This is a genomic window from Marichromatium purpuratum 984, assembly GCF_000224005.2.
Lineage (GTDB): Bacteria > Pseudomonadota > Gammaproteobacteria > Chromatiales > Chromatiaceae > Marichromatium > Marichromatium purpuratum.
In genome coordinates this window covers 3,624,738-3,638,712 of sequence record NZ_CP007031.1, presented here as the reverse complement: position 1 = coordinate 3,638,712, position 13,975 = coordinate 3,624,738, and the positions used below count along the sequence as shown (strand labels likewise).

18 protein-coding genes are annotated in these 13,975 nt (G+C 70.1%); 11 read left to right on the top strand and 7 right to left on the bottom strand.

Annotation, left to right across the window (positions count from 1 at the left end; genetic code table 11):
- The first annotated feature begins 25 nt into the window (after window positions 1–25).
- From MARPU_RS15815 to MARPU_RS15780, 8 genes are all read left to right on the top strand, one after another.
- Entirely contained in the window at window positions 26–964 is a 939-nt protein-coding gene (locus MARPU_RS15815; RefSeq protein WP_005223090.1) for a serine/threonine-protein kinase, read from the top strand.
- A gap of 56 nt (window positions 965–1,020) precedes the next feature.
- Window positions 1,021–1,737 (top strand): ribonuclease PH, encoded by a 717-nt coding sequence (gene rph / locus MARPU_RS15810; protein ID WP_005223089.1) that lies wholly within the window; start codon window positions 1,021–1,023, stop codon window positions 1,735–1,737.
- A gap of 35 nt (window positions 1,738–1,772) precedes the next feature.
- Complete coding sequence (gene rdgB / locus MARPU_RS15805; protein WP_005223088.1) at window positions 1,773–2,390, top strand: RdgB/HAM1 family non-canonical purine NTP pyrophosphatase; 618 nt, start codon at window positions 1,773–1,775, stop codon at window positions 2,388–2,390.
- Window positions 2,391–2,414: 24 nt separating this feature from the next.
- Window positions 2,415–3,110 carry a YggS family pyridoxal phosphate-dependent enzyme gene (locus tag MARPU_RS15800; protein WP_005223087.1) on the top strand — a complete coding sequence of 232 codons (696 nt, stop codon included), beginning with the start codon at window positions 2,415–2,417 and terminating at the stop codon, window positions 3,108–3,110.
- A 61-nt stretch (window positions 3,111–3,171) separates the two neighbouring features.
- Window positions 3,172–4,002 carry a pyrroline-5-carboxylate reductase gene (proC, locus tag MARPU_RS15795; protein WP_005223085.1) on the top strand — a complete coding sequence of 277 codons (831 nt, stop codon included), beginning with the start codon at window positions 3,172–3,174 and terminating at the stop codon, window positions 4,000–4,002.
- On the top strand, window positions 3,999–4,574 hold the full coding sequence (locus MARPU_RS15790; protein ID WP_005223084.1) for a YggT family protein: 576 nt from the start codon (window positions 3,999–4,001) through the stop codon (window positions 4,572–4,574). Before proC ends, MARPU_RS15790 begins: the two co-directional genes overlap by 4 nt.
- A gap of 7 nt (window positions 4,575–4,581) precedes the next feature.
- Window positions 4,582–4,872, top strand: a complete 291-nt coding sequence (locus MARPU_RS15785; protein WP_005223083.1) for a DUF167 domain-containing protein — start codon at window positions 4,582–4,584, stop codon at window positions 4,870–4,872.
- A gap of 44 nt (window positions 4,873–4,916) precedes the next feature.
- Window positions 4,917–5,375, top strand: coding sequence for a DUF4426 domain-containing protein (locus MARPU_RS15780; protein ID WP_005223082.1), 459 nt, complete (start codon window positions 4,917–4,919; stop codon window positions 5,373–5,375).
- A 14-nt stretch (window positions 5,376–5,389) separates the two neighbouring features.
- Here the strand turns inward: MARPU_RS15780 and MARPU_RS15775 are convergent, their stop codons facing one another.
- The gene (locus MARPU_RS15775) at window positions 5,390–6,088 is read right to left on the bottom strand and encodes a sulfite exporter TauE/SafE family protein (protein ID WP_005223081.1); all 699 of its coding nucleotides are present in this window, start codon (window positions 6,086–6,088) and stop codon (window positions 5,390–5,392) included.
- Window positions 6,089–6,231: 143 nt separating this feature from the next.
- Here MARPU_RS15775 and pyrE point away from each other — a divergent pair, with 143 nt between their 5' ends.
- Together pyrE and MARPU_RS15765 are read left to right on the top strand one after the other, a co-directional pair.
- The gene (gene pyrE / locus MARPU_RS15770) at window positions 6,232–6,873 is read left to right on the top strand and encodes an orotate phosphoribosyltransferase (protein WP_025275399.1); all 642 of its coding nucleotides are present in this window, start codon (window positions 6,232–6,234) and stop codon (window positions 6,871–6,873) included.
- Window positions 6,874–6,997: 124 nt separating this feature from the next.
- Entirely contained in the window at window positions 6,998–7,936 is a 939-nt protein-coding gene (locus tag MARPU_RS15765) for a DUF4124 domain-containing protein (RefSeq protein ID WP_005223079.1), read from the top strand.
- A 3-nt stretch (window positions 7,937–7,939) separates the two neighbouring features.
- Here MARPU_RS15765 and argB read toward each other — a convergent pair whose 3' ends face one another.
- The 3 genes from argB to coaBC all read right to left on the bottom strand — a co-directional run bounded on the left by argB (window position 7,940) and on the right by coaBC (window position 10,682).
- Window positions 7,940–8,836, bottom strand: coding sequence for an acetylglutamate kinase (gene argB / locus MARPU_RS15760; RefSeq protein WP_005223078.1), 897 nt, complete (start codon window positions 8,834–8,836; stop codon window positions 7,940–7,942).
- Between the two features lie 192 nt (window positions 8,837–9,028).
- On the bottom strand, window positions 9,029–9,487 hold the full coding sequence (gene dut / locus MARPU_RS15755; protein ID WP_005223077.1) for a dUTP diphosphatase: 459 nt from the start codon (window positions 9,485–9,487) through the stop codon (window positions 9,029–9,031).
- Window positions 9,471–10,682 carry a bifunctional phosphopantothenoylcysteine decarboxylase/phosphopantothenate--cysteine ligase CoaBC gene (gene coaBC, locus MARPU_RS15750; protein WP_005223074.1) on the bottom strand — a complete coding sequence of 404 codons (1,212 nt, stop codon included), beginning with the start codon at window positions 10,680–10,682 and terminating at the stop codon, window positions 9,471–9,473. The genes dut and coaBC overlap by 17 nt, the downstream gene beginning before the upstream one ends.
- Before the next feature lie 105 nt (window positions 10,683–10,787).
- Between coaBC and radC the strand changes: the two genes are divergently transcribed.
- On the top strand, window positions 10,788–11,462 hold the full coding sequence (gene radC, locus MARPU_RS17390) for a RadC family protein (protein ID WP_005223073.1): 675 nt from the start codon (window positions 10,788–10,790) through the stop codon (window positions 11,460–11,462).
- On the opposite strand, the gene MARPU_RS15740 is transcribed toward radC, so the two are convergent.
- From MARPU_RS15740 to MARPU_RS15730, 3 genes are all read right to left on the bottom strand, one after another.
- Entirely contained in the window at window positions 11,346–12,245 is a 900-nt protein-coding gene (locus MARPU_RS15740) for an ATP-binding protein (protein WP_005223071.1), read from the bottom strand. The genes radC and MARPU_RS15740 overlap by 117 nt on opposite strands.
- Window positions 12,246–12,256: 11 nt before the next feature.
- On the bottom strand, window positions 12,257–12,823 hold the full coding sequence (locus MARPU_RS15735; RefSeq protein WP_005223069.1) for a metallophosphoesterase family protein: 567 nt from the start codon (window positions 12,821–12,823) through the stop codon (window positions 12,257–12,259).
- Window positions 12,824–13,410: 587 nt separating this feature from the next.
- Window positions 13,411–13,896: an Hsp20/alpha crystallin family protein gene (locus MARPU_RS15730; protein ID WP_005223068.1), complete on the bottom strand. Its 486-nt coding sequence runs from the start codon at window positions 13,894–13,896 to the stop codon at window positions 13,411–13,413.
- Window positions 13,897–13,975: the final 79 nt, after the last annotated feature.

Below are 13,975 nucleotides of genomic sequence, written 5' to 3'. Positions count from 1 at the left end.
GTCCAGTGGAGCAGATGAACCAGCCATGGCCCTGGCCCGAAAAAACCTCTCTCCGGGCACCCTGGTGGGCGCCTATCAGCTCGCCGAGGTTATCGGCAAGGGCGGCTTCAGCCTGATCTATCTCGCCCACGACCTCGACACCGGGGCCGAGGTGGTGATCAAGGAATACATGCCGAAAAAGCTCGCCCGCCGCCGCGACGGGGGGCGTGTCGTCCCGATGAGCGCCGAGCAGGCACTGGCGCTGCACCACGGTCGGCGGCTGTTCTTCCAGGAGGTACAGGCGCTGGCCTCGCTGTCGCACCCGAGCATCGTCCGCGTGCTCGACTTCTTCCTCGCCAACGACACCGGCTATCTGGTGATGCCCAACGAGCGCGGACGCAATCTCTCGACCTATCTGCAGCAGCGCCGCGGCGGTGTCAGCACCACCTTTCTGCTCGAGGTGTTCGTGCCGGTGCTCGATGCCCTGGCGCTGATGCACCAGCACGCGATGGTCCATCTCGACGTCAAGCCCGGCAACGTCCACCTGCGTCACGGCAACCAACCGCTGCTGCTCGATCTCGGCGCGGTGCACCCGCTCAACCGCGAGCGCGCCCGCGGCAGCCAGGTGGTCACCGCCGGTTACTCGCCGGTCGAGCAGTATTTCAGCGCCGCCGAGCTTGGTCCCTGGACCGATGTCTATGCCGTCGGTGCGAGCATCCGCACCTGCATGGAGCGCAAGACCCCGCCGCCGGCGCTCGAGCGCAAGAAGGAGGACACCCTGGTGTCGGCACGCGAGGCGCTCGCCGGGCGCTATCCCGGCTTCCTGCTCGAGGCGGTCGACTGGGCGATGCAGATGGAGGCGGCGCGCCGTCCGCGGGATGCCAGCGCGCTGCTCGACTGGTTGCGCCCGCATCTGGAGCGCTACCGGGCGGGTGCGGTCACGGGTGCCGTCGACAGCCGTCCGAGCGGAGTCGAGGCGCATTGACGCCTCCCTGGCCGGCGACCGAAGATGGTCGGCCAATCAACCGAGAGACAGAGTCCATGCGACCATCCCAACGCCGTCCCGACCAGCTGCGCGACCTGCGCTTCACCCGTGGCTTCACCAAGCACGCCGAGGGCTCGGTGCTGGTGGAGTTCGGCGACACCCGGGTGCTCTGTACCGCCAGCGTCGAGGCCCGGGTGCCGCCCTTCCTCAGGGGCCAGGGCAAGGGCTGGGTGACCGCCGAGTACGGCATGCTGCCGCGCGCCACCGGCGAGCGCAGCCCACGCGAGGCGGCGCGCGGCAAGCAGGGCGGTCGCACCCTCGAGATCCAGCGCCTGATCGGGCGCGCGCTGCGGACCGCGATCGATCTCGACGCCCTCGGCGAGCGCACCATCACTCTCGACTGCGACGTCCTCCAGGCCGACGGCGGTACCCGCACCGCGGCGATCTCCGGTGCCTGGGTGGCGCTGCGCGAGGCCGTCGACGGCCTGCTCGCCAGCGGCGCGCTCGGTGCCGATCCGCTGCACACCCAGGTCGCAGCGGTCTCGGTCGGGGTGTTCGAGGGCGAGCCGGTGCTCGACCTCGACTATGCCGAGGACAGCAAGGCCGAGACCGACATGAATCTGGTGATGGACGCCGATGGGCGCTTCATCGAGATCCAGGGCACCGCCGAGGGCGTGCCCTTCGCCCGCAGCGAACTCGACGCCTTGCTGGCGCTGGGCGAGGCCGGTATCCGCGAGATCCAGGCCGCGCAGCGCGCAGTGCTGGCCGACTGACCACCTGATCAATCCACCTGCCGATGGACCCCGCCATGAACCCAAACGCACCCGAGACCCGGATCGTGCTGGCGAGCAACAATGCCGGCAAGGTCCGCGAGATCAACCAGTTGCTCGCCGCCAGCGGGCTGCAGGTCGAGCCGCAGCGCGACCACGCCATCCCCGAGATCGAGGAGACCGGGCTGACCTTCGTCGAGAACGCTATCCTCAAGGCGCGCAACGCCGCGCGTCACAGTGGGCTGCCGGCGATCGCCGACGACTCCGGCATCGAGGTCGACGCCCTCCAGGGCGCGCCCGGGATCCGCTCGGCGCGTTATGCCGGGGCGGGCGCGAGCGATGCCGAGAACCTCGCACAGCTACTGCAGGCGCTCGCCGGTGTCGCCCCCGAGGCGCGCAGCGCGCGCTTCCAGTGCGTGCTGGTCTATCTGCGTCATGCCGAGGATCCGACCCCGGTGATCTGCCAGGGCACCTGGGAGGGGCGGGTGCTCGAGACCCCGCGCGGCACCAACGGCTTCGGCTACGACCCGGTGTTCTTCGTCCCCGAGACCGGCTGCAGCGCCGCCGAGCTCGACGCCGAGACCAAGAACCGGCTCAGTCATCGCGGCCAGGCGCTGCGGCTGCTGCAGGCGCGGTTGGCACCGGCGGGTGTCTGAACTCCAACGAACACGTTATCGATCATGACCCAACAGACCATCGACTCGCGGCTGCAACAGGTGCAGTCGCGCATCCAGGCCGCCGCCGCGCGCGCCGGGCGCGACCCGGCCACGATCGCGCTGCTGGCGGTGAGCAAGAAGCAGCCACTGGCGGCCATCGCCGCCGCCCATGCGGCCGGCCAGCGCGCCTTCGGCGAGAGCTATGTGCAGGAGGCGCTCGACAAGATCACCGCGTTCGAGGCGCCCGGCATCGAGTGGCACTTCATCGGTCGGGTGCAGTCGAACAAGACGCGCCAGATCGCCGCCCACTTCGACTGGGTGCACGGGCTGTGCAGCCCGGACCACGCCCGTCGGCTCAACGACCAACGCCCCGCGGATGCGGCACCGCTCAACGTCTGCATCCAGGTCAACCTCGCCGGCGAGGCGAGCAAGGCCGGGCTCGCACCCGAACAGGCCGCCGAGCTGCTGGCGCTCTGCCAGACCCTGCCGGCGCTGCGCGTGCGCGGGTTGATGACGTTGCCGCCGCCGGCCGAGGACGAGGCGGCGCAGCGCGCGCCCTTCCGCGCGCTGCGCGCGCTGCGCGATACGCTGGCCAGCGCCGCCACCCCGCTCGAGTGTCTGTCGATGGGGATGTCGGGCGATCTCGAGGCGGCGATCCTCGAGGGCTCGACCCTGGTGCGGGTCGGCACCGCGGTGTTCGGGCCGCGTCCTTATAATTGAGTTTTGGCATGGCGCCTGCCGGGCGCCTGCCGCATGGTTTCCTTCAGTTTCCGGGGTTGATATGACGACAGCCAGCATTGCCTTCATCGGTGGCGGCAACATGGCCACCAGCCTGATCGCCGGCCTGATCGCCGACGGCTACGATACCGCCGCGATCCGGGTCGTCGAGCCCGACGACCAGCGCCGCGGCGAGCTGCAGGCGCGCTTCGGCGTGCGTGCCTTCGCCGCTGGTGCCGACGCGATCGACGGGGTCGAGATCGTCGCCCTGTGCGTCAAGCCGCAGGTCGCCGCCGCAGTCTGCCGTGATCTGGCTCCGGCGCTCGCCGCTCGCCGGGTGCTGGTGATCTCGGTGATGGCCGGGGTGCGCGAGGCGACGCTGCAACGCTGGCTCGGTGCGCCGCTGCCGGTGGTGCGGGCGATGCCCAACACCCCGGCGATGGTGCAGACTGGCGCGATCGGCTTGCATGCCAGTGCCGAGGTCGATGCCGCCGGTCGCAATCATGCCGAGACCATCCTGCGCGCCGCCGGGCTGACCCGCTGGGTCGACAGCGAGACGCAGATCGACGCCGTCACCGCCATCTCCGGCAGTGGCCCGGCCTACTTCCTGCGCTTCATGGAGGCGCTCGAGGAGGCCGGCGTCGCCCTCGGGTTGGATGCCGAGACGGCGCGCCTGCTGACCGTGCAGACCGCGCTCGGTGCGGCCAAGATGGCGATGGAGAGCGACGAGACCCCGGCGCGCTTGCGCGAGCGGGTGACCTCGCCCGGCGGCACCACGGCGCGCGCGCTGGCGGTGTTCGACGGCGCCGACCTGCACGATCTGGTGGCGCGCGCCGCGCGTGCCGCGCGTGACCGCGCCGCCGAGATTTCGACCGAACTCGAGGGCCAGTCATGAGTTCGTCCTATCTGCTCAATCCCGCCGTCTTCCTGATCCAGACCCTGTTCGGGCTCTATGCCGCGGTGGTGGCCATCCGCTTCCTGCTGCAGTGGTCGCGCGCCGACTTCTACAACCCGATCTCGCAGTTCGTGGTCAAGGTCACCAGCCCGGTGCTGCGCCCGCTGCGCAAGCTGGTGCCCGGCTACGGCGGACTCGATCTCGCCTCGCTGCTGCTGGTGTGGCTGCTGCTCGCCGTCGAGTCGTTGCTGCTGATGCTGCTGCTCGGGGTCGAGCGCTCGCCCTTCGCGGTGCTCGGCTGGGCCGTGCCCGGGGTGGTTGAGTTGTTCTTCGACATCTTCTTCTTCGCCGTGCTGGCGCGCGCCCTGCTCAGCTGGCTCAACCCCGACCCCTTCAACCCGGCCGTGGCGCTGCTCGCGCGCCTGACCGATCCGCTGATGCGTCCAGCGCAGCGGCTGATCCCCCCGATCGGCGGTATCGATCTGTCACCGATGGCGGTGCTGATCGGGTTGGTGCTGCTCAAGATGCTGCTGGTGCCGCCGCTCGATTTCCTCGTCGGCAACCCCTTCTGAGGCGGGCATGAGCTGGTATCGCTGGAACGGGGAGGATCTGGAGCTGTCGCTGCGGGTACAGGTGCGTGCGCCGCGCGATGCCTTCGTCGGTCCCGATCCCGGTGGCGAGTACTACCGGGTGCGGATCAAGGCCCCGCCGGTCGACGGCAAGGGCAATCAGGCGCTGCGACGGTTCGTCGCCGACGCCTTCGGGGTGGCGCCCTCGCGGGTCACCCTGATCGGCGGCGAGCACGCACGCTACAAGCGGCTGCGCATCGAGGCGCCGCAGCAGCTGCCCCTACCCGTCGAGCGCCCCTGAAGCCGCGAGTCTTTCGCTCAATGTGTTCAACAGGAGATTGCGTCATGTTCAGACTTCGAGCCCTGCTGCTCCCGCTCGGCGTGGCACTGGCGATCAGCGCCCCGGTCGGCGCCGAGACCGCCACCAGCGCCGATGGCTACCAGATCCACTACAACGCCATCCCCACCGCGACGCTCAACCCCGAGATCGCCAGTGAATTCAAGATCCTGCGCAGCAAGCGTCGCGGCATGCTCAATGTCGGCGTGCGCGGCCCGAGCGAGCAGGGCATGGGCGCGCCGACGCGCGCGCGCGTCGAGGTCGAGGCCCTGACCCCGCCCTCGACCGAGGCCACGCGCGTGCCGATGCGCGAGATCACCATCCCCGAGCGCGGCACCGTGCACTATGTCGGCGAGTTCCCGATCGAGGAAGAGCAGCTGATGGTGTTCCGCATCGCGGTGACCCCGGAGGGCAGCGACCAGACCACCAAGGTCGAGCTCGAGCAGCAGTTCTTCACCGAGGACTGAGCCCTGACGCGCGTTCAGCGCAGCACCAGGAGCTGCCAGAGCGCGTGCACCCCGAAGCCCGTCACCACCGCCCCGGCGAGCTGGCGCACCCAGACGCGCTCGCCGAGCCGGGCGGCTGCGCCGGCGAGCAGCCCGAGCCCGACCAGGGTTGGCAGGGTGCCGGCGCCGAAGGCGAGCATCACCAGCGCGCCGCGTCCGGCATCGGTGCTCGCCAGGGCGCTGATCAGCACGCTGTAGACCAGTCCGCAGGGCAGCCAGGCCCAGATCAGCCCGATCAGCGCCGCACGCGGCAGGCTGCGCACCGGCAGCAGCGCGCGCCCGAGCGGCTCGAGCCGGCGCCACAGCACCAGTCCCAGTCGCTCGCCGAGCGCGAGCACCCGCCACCAGCCGCCGAGATAGAGCCCGAGCAGGATCATCACCACCCCGGCGAGGCCATAGAGCGCGCGCTGCACCGCCAGCAGCGGGCCGAGCTCGACCAGCAGTGCCCCCAGTGCGCCGACCAGCGCCCCGGCCAGGGCATAGCCGGCGATGCGCGCGAGGTTGTAGGCGAGCAGAAAGGGCAGCAGGCGCAATGGCCGGGCGCGGGTGGCGGGGTCGAGCCCGAGGGTGAGGGTGCCGGCGACGCCGCCGCACATCCCCAGACAGTGCACGCCGCCGAGCAGGCCGACGAGGAAGGCGGTGGGGTAGAGCCCCAGTGGGGCCTGTTCGAGCATCGATCGACTCCTCGCAGGGCGCGCGACCCTGCTCAAATGCACGGATGAGCGTTTATCCTATTGGGGTTGTGGCGCCGGCGCGGCCCGATCGTGTCGGGCGCCGATCCCATCCATCCGACGTTTTCTTTCAGGACGCCCCCATGATGCAAGACTACCAGCGCGACCTTCTGGACTTCGCGACCTCGATCGGCGCGCTTCGGTTCGGCGAGTTCACGCTGAAATCCGGCCGCCAGAGCCCCTATTTCTTCAATGCCGGTCTGTTCGATACGGGTGTGCGCCTGGCGCGGTTGGGCGAGGCCTTCGCCCAGCGCATCGTCGACGCCGGGGTTGCGTTCGACGTGCTCTACGGTCCCGCCTACAAGGGCATCCCGCTGGCGGCGACCACTGCCATCGCGCTCGCCACCAAGCACGACCGCGATCAGCCCTATGCCTTCAACCGCAAGGAGGCCAAGGACCACGGCGAGGGCGGCACCATCGTCGGCAGTCCGCTGCGCGGGCGGGTGTTGATCATCGACGATGTGATCACCGCCGGGACCTCGGTGCGCGAGTCGGTCGAGATCATCCGTGCCGCCGGGGCCGAGCCTGCCGGGGTGGTGATCGCGCTCGATCGTCAGGAGCGCGGGCGCGATGTCCGCTCGGCGGTGCAGGAGGTCGAGGAGACCTATGCCATGCCGGTCTACAGCGTGGTCACCCTCGATGATCTCATCGCCTTCCTCGGCGAGCGCCCCGAGGCCGACGCGATGGCCGCTGCGGTGCGCGATTATCGCGCCCGTTACGGGGCCTGATCGCCGCACGCAAGCCGGGGAGGGTGTCGCCGCTGGTCTGTGCCGGGGTCCGTGAGCGCGCGGCGCGGCGTGCCCTACCCGGCGGCGTCCAGCGCCCCTTCCTCGATCGTCAGGAGGCCTTGCGATGTCGAAGCGATCGCCCTGCCCGAGTCCTCTCTGCTCGCTGGTCGTGGCGGCCTGTCTGTGCGCTTGCCTGCAGCAGGCCGGGGCGCGTCTGTATCGCTGGGTCGACGAGACGGGCAACATCCATTATTCCGATGTCCTGCCGGCCGAGTCGGTCGAGCGCGGGCATGTCGAACTCGATACCCGTGGCGTCGAGCGCGAGGCGGTCCCGCCCGCGCCCTCCGAGGCGGAGATCGAGGCCGAGCGCGCCCGCGCGCTGGCACAGATGTATGACGACTACATCCTCGCGAATTATCGCAACGAGGAGGATGTCCGCATGGTCAGGGAGGGGCAACTGAGCGCGCTCGATGCCCGCATCCAGGTGCAGCGCGACGGCATCCGCCGCGAACGGACGCGTCTCGAGGCGCTCGCCACCGAGCGGGCCGGGGCCGATCAGGGGCAGGCCGAGACCCTGCGCACGCTGGAGTCCGAGGTGATCGAGGTCGAGCGCCGGATCCTCGAACACTATCGCCGCATCGTCGTTCTGGAGCGCTCCAAGGACGCGGCGCGCCGACGCTTCGCCGAGGTGCTGGAGCGGCTGCGTGAGCTACGTGGGCTGGACGGGGAGGCGGTGGCGTCGCTCCCGGTGCCACCCCATCGTCTGGTGTGTGGTGAGAGGGCGCGCTGCGCGCGCGACTGGACGCGGGCGCAGGCCTATCTGACGGAGCGTTTCGCGCCGCCCGAGTTGCACCAGAGCATCGATCTGCTGATCGCCCGGATGCGTGACGAGCGCGAGGTGCGGGTGCTCACCCTGGCCCGGCTGAGTGGGCTGGAGGGCGGCACCGTGCTCTATCTCGACCTGCAGTGCCGCAACCGACTGACTGGCGCCGACGACTGTATCGACGCCGCCGCCAAGGCCGCGGTCGCGGGCTTTCGCGACGCGCTGCGGCCCCCGCGCTGAGCCTCAGCGGCTGCGGATCAGGGTGCCGACGCCCTCGTCGGTGAACAGGTCGAGCATCACCGCGTGCTCCACCCGGCCGTCGATGATGTGCGCCGAGCGTACCCCGGAGTGCACCGCGTCGAGCGCGCAGCGGGTTTTCGGCAGCATGCCGCCGGTGATCACCGCCTCGTCGATCAGCGACTGCACCCGCGCCGCATCGATCTCGCTGATCAGTCCGCCGTCGCCGTCGAGCAGCCCGGGGGTGTTGGTCAGCAGCAGCAGCTTCTCGGCCTCGAGCACCTCGGCCATCTTGCCGGCGACCAGATCGGCGTTGATGTTGTAGGCGCGTCCGTCCTCACCGACCCCGATCGGTGCGATCACCGGGATGAAGTCGCTCTTGACCAGCATGTGCAGGACGTGGGGGGCGATGCTCTCGACCTCACCGACATGGCCGAGGTCGATGATCTCGGAGGCCTTGAGCTCGGGTGCGCCACGGCGCAGCACCAGCTTGCGGGCGCGGATCAGGTCGCCGTCCTTGCCGGTGAGACCGACGGCATGGCCGCCGTGCTGGTTGATGAAGTTGACGATCTCCTTGTTGACCAGTCCGCCGAGGACCATCTCGACCACGTCCATGGTCTCGGCGTCGGTCACCCGCATCCCCTGGACGAACTCGGTGGCCTTGCCCAGACGCTTGAGCAGCGAGCCGATCTGCGGGCCGCCGCCGTGGACGATCACCGGGTTGATGCCGACGAGCTTCATCAGCACCACGTCGCGGGCGAAGCCCTGCTTGAGGCGCTCGTCGACCATGGCGTTGCCGCCGTACTTGATCACCATGGTCTTGCCCTGGAAGCGACGGATATAGGGCAGCGACTCGTTGAGGACGTGGGCGATGGTATGGGCGCGTTCGTTTGCGAGTGTCATCTGTGGTGTCCGGGTCTGTCGATGCGTCGGCGCGCCGGGCGGCGCGGGTGGGACGCGGGTGGGGCGAGCGGAGACGATCGGCGCGTCTTCGCAGCGGGTGCGCCGGGGCGGTCCTGGAGGCCGATGGTGGGCGTCCCCGGCGTGGCGCGGCGCCGCGCCGGCGGCCCGCCGGCGCGCGCTCTGGCGCTCGATTCAGTGTCTGCCGGTGTGGCCGAAGCCGCCCGCGCCACGGCTGGTGGCGTCGAACGCATCGACCATCCGCAGCTCGGCCTGCAGTACCGGCACCAATATCAGCTGGGCGATGCGCTCACCGGGTTCGATACGGAAGGGGGCCGTCCCGCGGTTCCAGCAGGAGACCATCAGCGGTCCCTGGTAGTCGGAGTCGATCAGCCCGACCAGGTTGCCGAGGACGATGCCGTGGCGATGGCCCAGCCCGGAGCGCGGCAGGAGCATCCCGGCGACGCCGGGCTCGGCGATGTGGATCGCCATCCCGGTGGGCAGCAGCTCGGCGTCGCCGGGGGCGAGTTCGAGTGGGGCCTCGAGCATGGCGCGCAGATCGAGCCCGGCCGAGCCGGTGGTGGCGTACTGCGGTAGTGGATAGTCGCGCCCGAGTCGGGGATCGAGCAGCTTGACGTCAAGACGATGGTGCATGGTGTTCGAGATAGCGTTCGGCGATGAGCTCGGCCAGCGCCCGCGCGAGTCGGGGCTTGGCCATCATGGGTAACTCGCGCTGACCGTCGGACCAGAGCACGGTGAGCGCGTTCTCCTCGCGCTCGAAGCCGCCGCGCGGACCACCGACCCGATTGGCGGCGATCATGTCGAGCCCCTTGTCGACGAGCTTGCCGCGGGCATAGTGCTCGACGCGCTCGGTCTCGGCGGCGAAGCCGACGGTGAAGGGGGCGGGGCGGTGCGCGGCGACCTCGGCGAGGATGTCGGGGTTGCGTTCGAGACGGATCTCGAGCGCGGCGTGCTCCTTCTTGATCTTGGTCTCGGCCGGCGCGACCGGGCGGTAGTCGGCGACCGCAGCGGTGGCGACGAAGAGTTCACAGGCCGCGGCGCGGGCGATCACCTCGGCGTGCATCTGCAGCGCGGTCTCGACCTGTACCACCTGCTCGAGCGGCGGTGGCGTCAGCGCGGTGGGGCCGCTGACCAGGGTCACCCGGGCGCCGAGCGCGGTGAGCGCCTCGGCCAGCGCATAGCCCATGCGCCCGGAGCTGCGGTTGCCGAGATAGCGCACCGGGTCGAGCGGCTCGCGGGTGGGACCGGCGGTGAGCAGTACCCGGGCACCGTCGAGTGGTCGTGCCGGGTGCAGCGCGGCGGCGATCTCGGCCGGTTCGAGCATCCGCCCCGGGCCTTCGTCGCCGCACGCCTGGATGCCGACGCCGGGGCCGATCACCTGGACGCCGCGCGCGCACAACCGCGCCAGGTTGTCCTGGGTGGCCGGGTGGCGCCACATCTGTTGGTTCATCGCCGGGGCGATCGCCAGCGGTGCCGGGCTGGCCAGCACCAGGGTGGTGAGCAGGTCGTCGGCAATGCCGGCGGCCAGTCGCGCCATCAGATCGGCGGTGGCCGGGGCGATGAGGATCTGGTCGGCCCAGCGGGCGAGCTCGATGTGGCCCATCCCGGCCTCGGCGCCGGGGTCGAGCATCTCGACCCGCGCCGGGCGCCCGGAGACGGCCTGAAAGGTCAGCGGACCGACGAAGGCGGTGGCCGCCCGGGTCATCACCACCTGTACCTCGCAGCCCTGCTCGCTGAGGCGACGGACCAGCTCGACCGACTTGTAGGCGGCAATACCGCCCCCGACCCCGAGCAGGATGCGGGATCCCGCGCTTGGTTGAGTCGACAAATCGTGTATCCTTGGTGTTCGAATCGGATCAGTTTAACGCAGATCACCGGGTGCGAGCGCGACCGCCGAGCGTGGCCGGGCGGCACCCGGCGGGAGACGGCGACGATGCCGATCCGCGACTGGCCGAGCGCCGAGCGCCCGCGCGAGAAGCTGCTGGCGCACGGCGCGCAGGTCCTCACCGACGCCGAGCTGTTGGCGATCTTCCTGCGCACCGGAGTGACCGGCAAGAGCGCGGTCGACCTGGCGCGCGAGCTGCTCGCCGACTACGGCGGGCTGCCCGGTCTGCTCGCCGCCGACCAGCGCCGCTTCTGCGCCGGCAAGGGGTTGGGTGCGGCCAAGTACGCGCAGCTCCAGGCGGTGCTCGAACTCAGCCGTCGCTATCTGTTCAGCCGTATCGGCGGCGAGGACGCGCTCAGCGACGTGCAGTGCACCCGCGACTATCTCAAGCTGCGTCTCTACGGCTCGCCGCACGAGATCTTCGCCTGTCTCTTCCTCGACACCCGCAACCGGGTGATCCGCTACGAGGAGCTGTTTCGCGGTACCGTCGACGGCGCCAGCGTGCACCCGCGCGAGGTGGTGCGACGGGTGCTCGAGACCAATGCCGCGGCGGTGATCTTCGCCCACAACCACCCTTCAGGGATCGCCGAGCCGAGTCAGGCCGATCTACGCATCACCGAGCGATTGCGCGCTGCCCTGGCGCTGATCGATGTGCGCGTGCTCGACCACTTCGTCATCGGCGCCGGCGAGGGCGTCTCCTTCGCCGAGCGCGGTCTGCTCTGAGTCCGGTCGCGGCCGGTCGCTCGGCCAGCCCGGTTCGGGCAGTTCGCCCTCGGTCATGATCGGGCGCATGGCGTGGAGCATGTTGGCGAACAGCCCCTGGTGCTCGCGCTCCTCGCGCGCCAGCAGGGTCTTCATGTAGGCGCGCTGCGAGGGCATGGTGAAGCAGGCCGGGCAGCTGTCGGGCACCACCGGCAGCCCGGCGTGGGCGGCGAAGTCGGCGGTCTGGCGCTCGCGACAGTAGGCCAGCGGGCGGATCACCCGCAGGTCGCCCTCCTGGTTGCGATAGTGCGCCTTCATGGTGCGCAGCTGGCCGCCGTGGAACAGCGACATCATCAGGCTCTCGGCGAGGTCGTCGAGGTGCTGGCCGAGGGCGAGCACGTTGTAGCCGTGCTCGCGACAGAGACGGTACATGATGCCGCGCTTCATCCGCGAGCAGTAGGCGCAGAAGGAGTCGCCGTCCATGTGCGTCTTGGCCTGCTCCAGCAGCGGCTGCTGCTCGTAGTGCCAGGGCACGCCGAGACGGGTGTAGTAGTCCTTGAGTGGTTGCGGGTCGAAACCCGGTACCTCGGGGTCGACGGTGAGCGCGGCGAGCTCGAAGCGTACCGGGGCATAGGTGCGCAGATGGGCGAGGACGTGGAGCAGCGACAGCGAGTCCTTGCCGCCGGAGACGCCGAGCAGGATGCGGTCGCCGTCGCCGATCATGCGGAAGTCGGCGATGGCGCGGCCGACCTGACGCAGCAGGGACTTCGGGGGTTTGACGAGATGCGCGGTGGTTGAACTCATGAATGGTGTCGTCAGGCGATACGCGCGCGCGGCGCGTGCGAATGGTGGGTGAATCTGTGCGCCTCGACCGTCCAGGTCGAGGCGCGTGCCTCGAGGATCAGGCAGGAGGGGCCGCCGTGGGTCCGGGTGCGGCCGGCCGCACCCGGGTTGAGTACCCAGGGCGAGACGTCGGTATCGACGACCAGCTGATGGCTGTGACCGTACACCAGGACCCGGGCCTCGGGGAAGCGCCGGCGCAGCCAGCCGTGACGATCGCGCGCCGGGGTCTGGTGGCCGTGGATCACCACCAGGGTGCCGCCGGGCAGGGGGTAGGCGCGCCACTCCGGCAGGTGCTGGAGCAGCTCGCGGTCGGTGCTCGGCCACTGGCGCGGCGAGTCGTTGTTGCCATAGACCGCGAGCACTCGTCCCTGGCGGGGTTGCAGGCGCGCGAGCACGGCGGCGTTGCCGATGTCGCCGGCGTGCACTGCGAGGTCACAGTCGCCGACCAGCTGCTCGATACGTCCGTCGAGGTTGCCGTGGGTGTCGGCGAGCAGGGCCACGCGCAGCACGGGTTCGGGTTGTGGGGCGGGGGTCGGCATGATCTCGGTCCGTGAATGACGTGTGCTCGCCGCGGCGGTCACCGTTCGGCGGTGGTGTCCGTCCGCCGTGGCGAGCCCGTCAGTCTACTGATAATCCTCAATGTGAGGGTGACCGATTGGTAGCGACAAGGGTGGGGGGGTGGCACAATCGATGATCTGATGTCCATGCCGGTCATCCCGGCGAGTCGAGGAGTGCTCGGCCTGTCCGGCTCCACCCGGACCGGACCTTCCGAGCCCCGGTTGCTGGTCCGCAACGCTCGCATCGTCACCATCCCCGCCATCCGAACCCTGGTTGTCAAGGTCTACCAGGGCACCGGCATGGGACCCTATTCGCGCGCGATGGCATCGCCGCCGACACCACGCCCACGTCGAGACCGTGGCCTTCGCCGACCTGCTTCTCGAGGCGCTGCGCGCGGCGCGCAACTCGGGTACGGTGCAGAACCTGAAGGATCGGCGTCACGATCTCTACACCACGGTGTGGCGCGAGCGCTGAGGGACGGGGCCGTGCTGGGACCGCAACGACGCGCCCCCGGGCCGGGTGTCGGCACCGGGGGCGTTGCGGGCTCAAGGCCCCGCGTGGTGGGTGATTACTTCAGCTCGACGCGGCGGCGCTCGGCGCGCTCGGCCTTCGGCAGGTGGACCTCGAGGACGCCGTCCTCGAAGGTCGCCTCGACCCGCTCGGTGGCGACCTCATCGGGCAGCCGGATGCTGCGGGTGAAGCTGCCGCGGGCGATCTCGGTGTGGCAGTAGGTGCCGTGCTCTTCGCGGGTCTCGTGCGCCCGTTCGCCCCGGATGGTGAGCAGCCGTCCGCTGAGTTCGATCTCCAGGTCCTTGCGGGCCACGCCCGGCACCTCGGCGCGGACCAGGATCTCGTCGTCGCGGTCGATCACGTCCATCCGCGGTACCACCGCCGTCGCCTTGGTCTCGGCGTCCCAGCCCGGCCACAGCCCTGTGAACGGACGTTGCAGCCAGCCCTGTCGCATCATCTGCTCGAAGGCGCGATCCATCTCGTCGAAGCGGGTCGGCGCGCGCTGCGCGCTGGTCTCGGCGGGCATCTTCGTCTTGGTCTTCATGGCACTCCCCTCCTCCCTTGCATCAGCTCGGGGTTCCTGCTTCAAGCATAGTCCGATGGCGGTCTTTTTCAATCCCGAC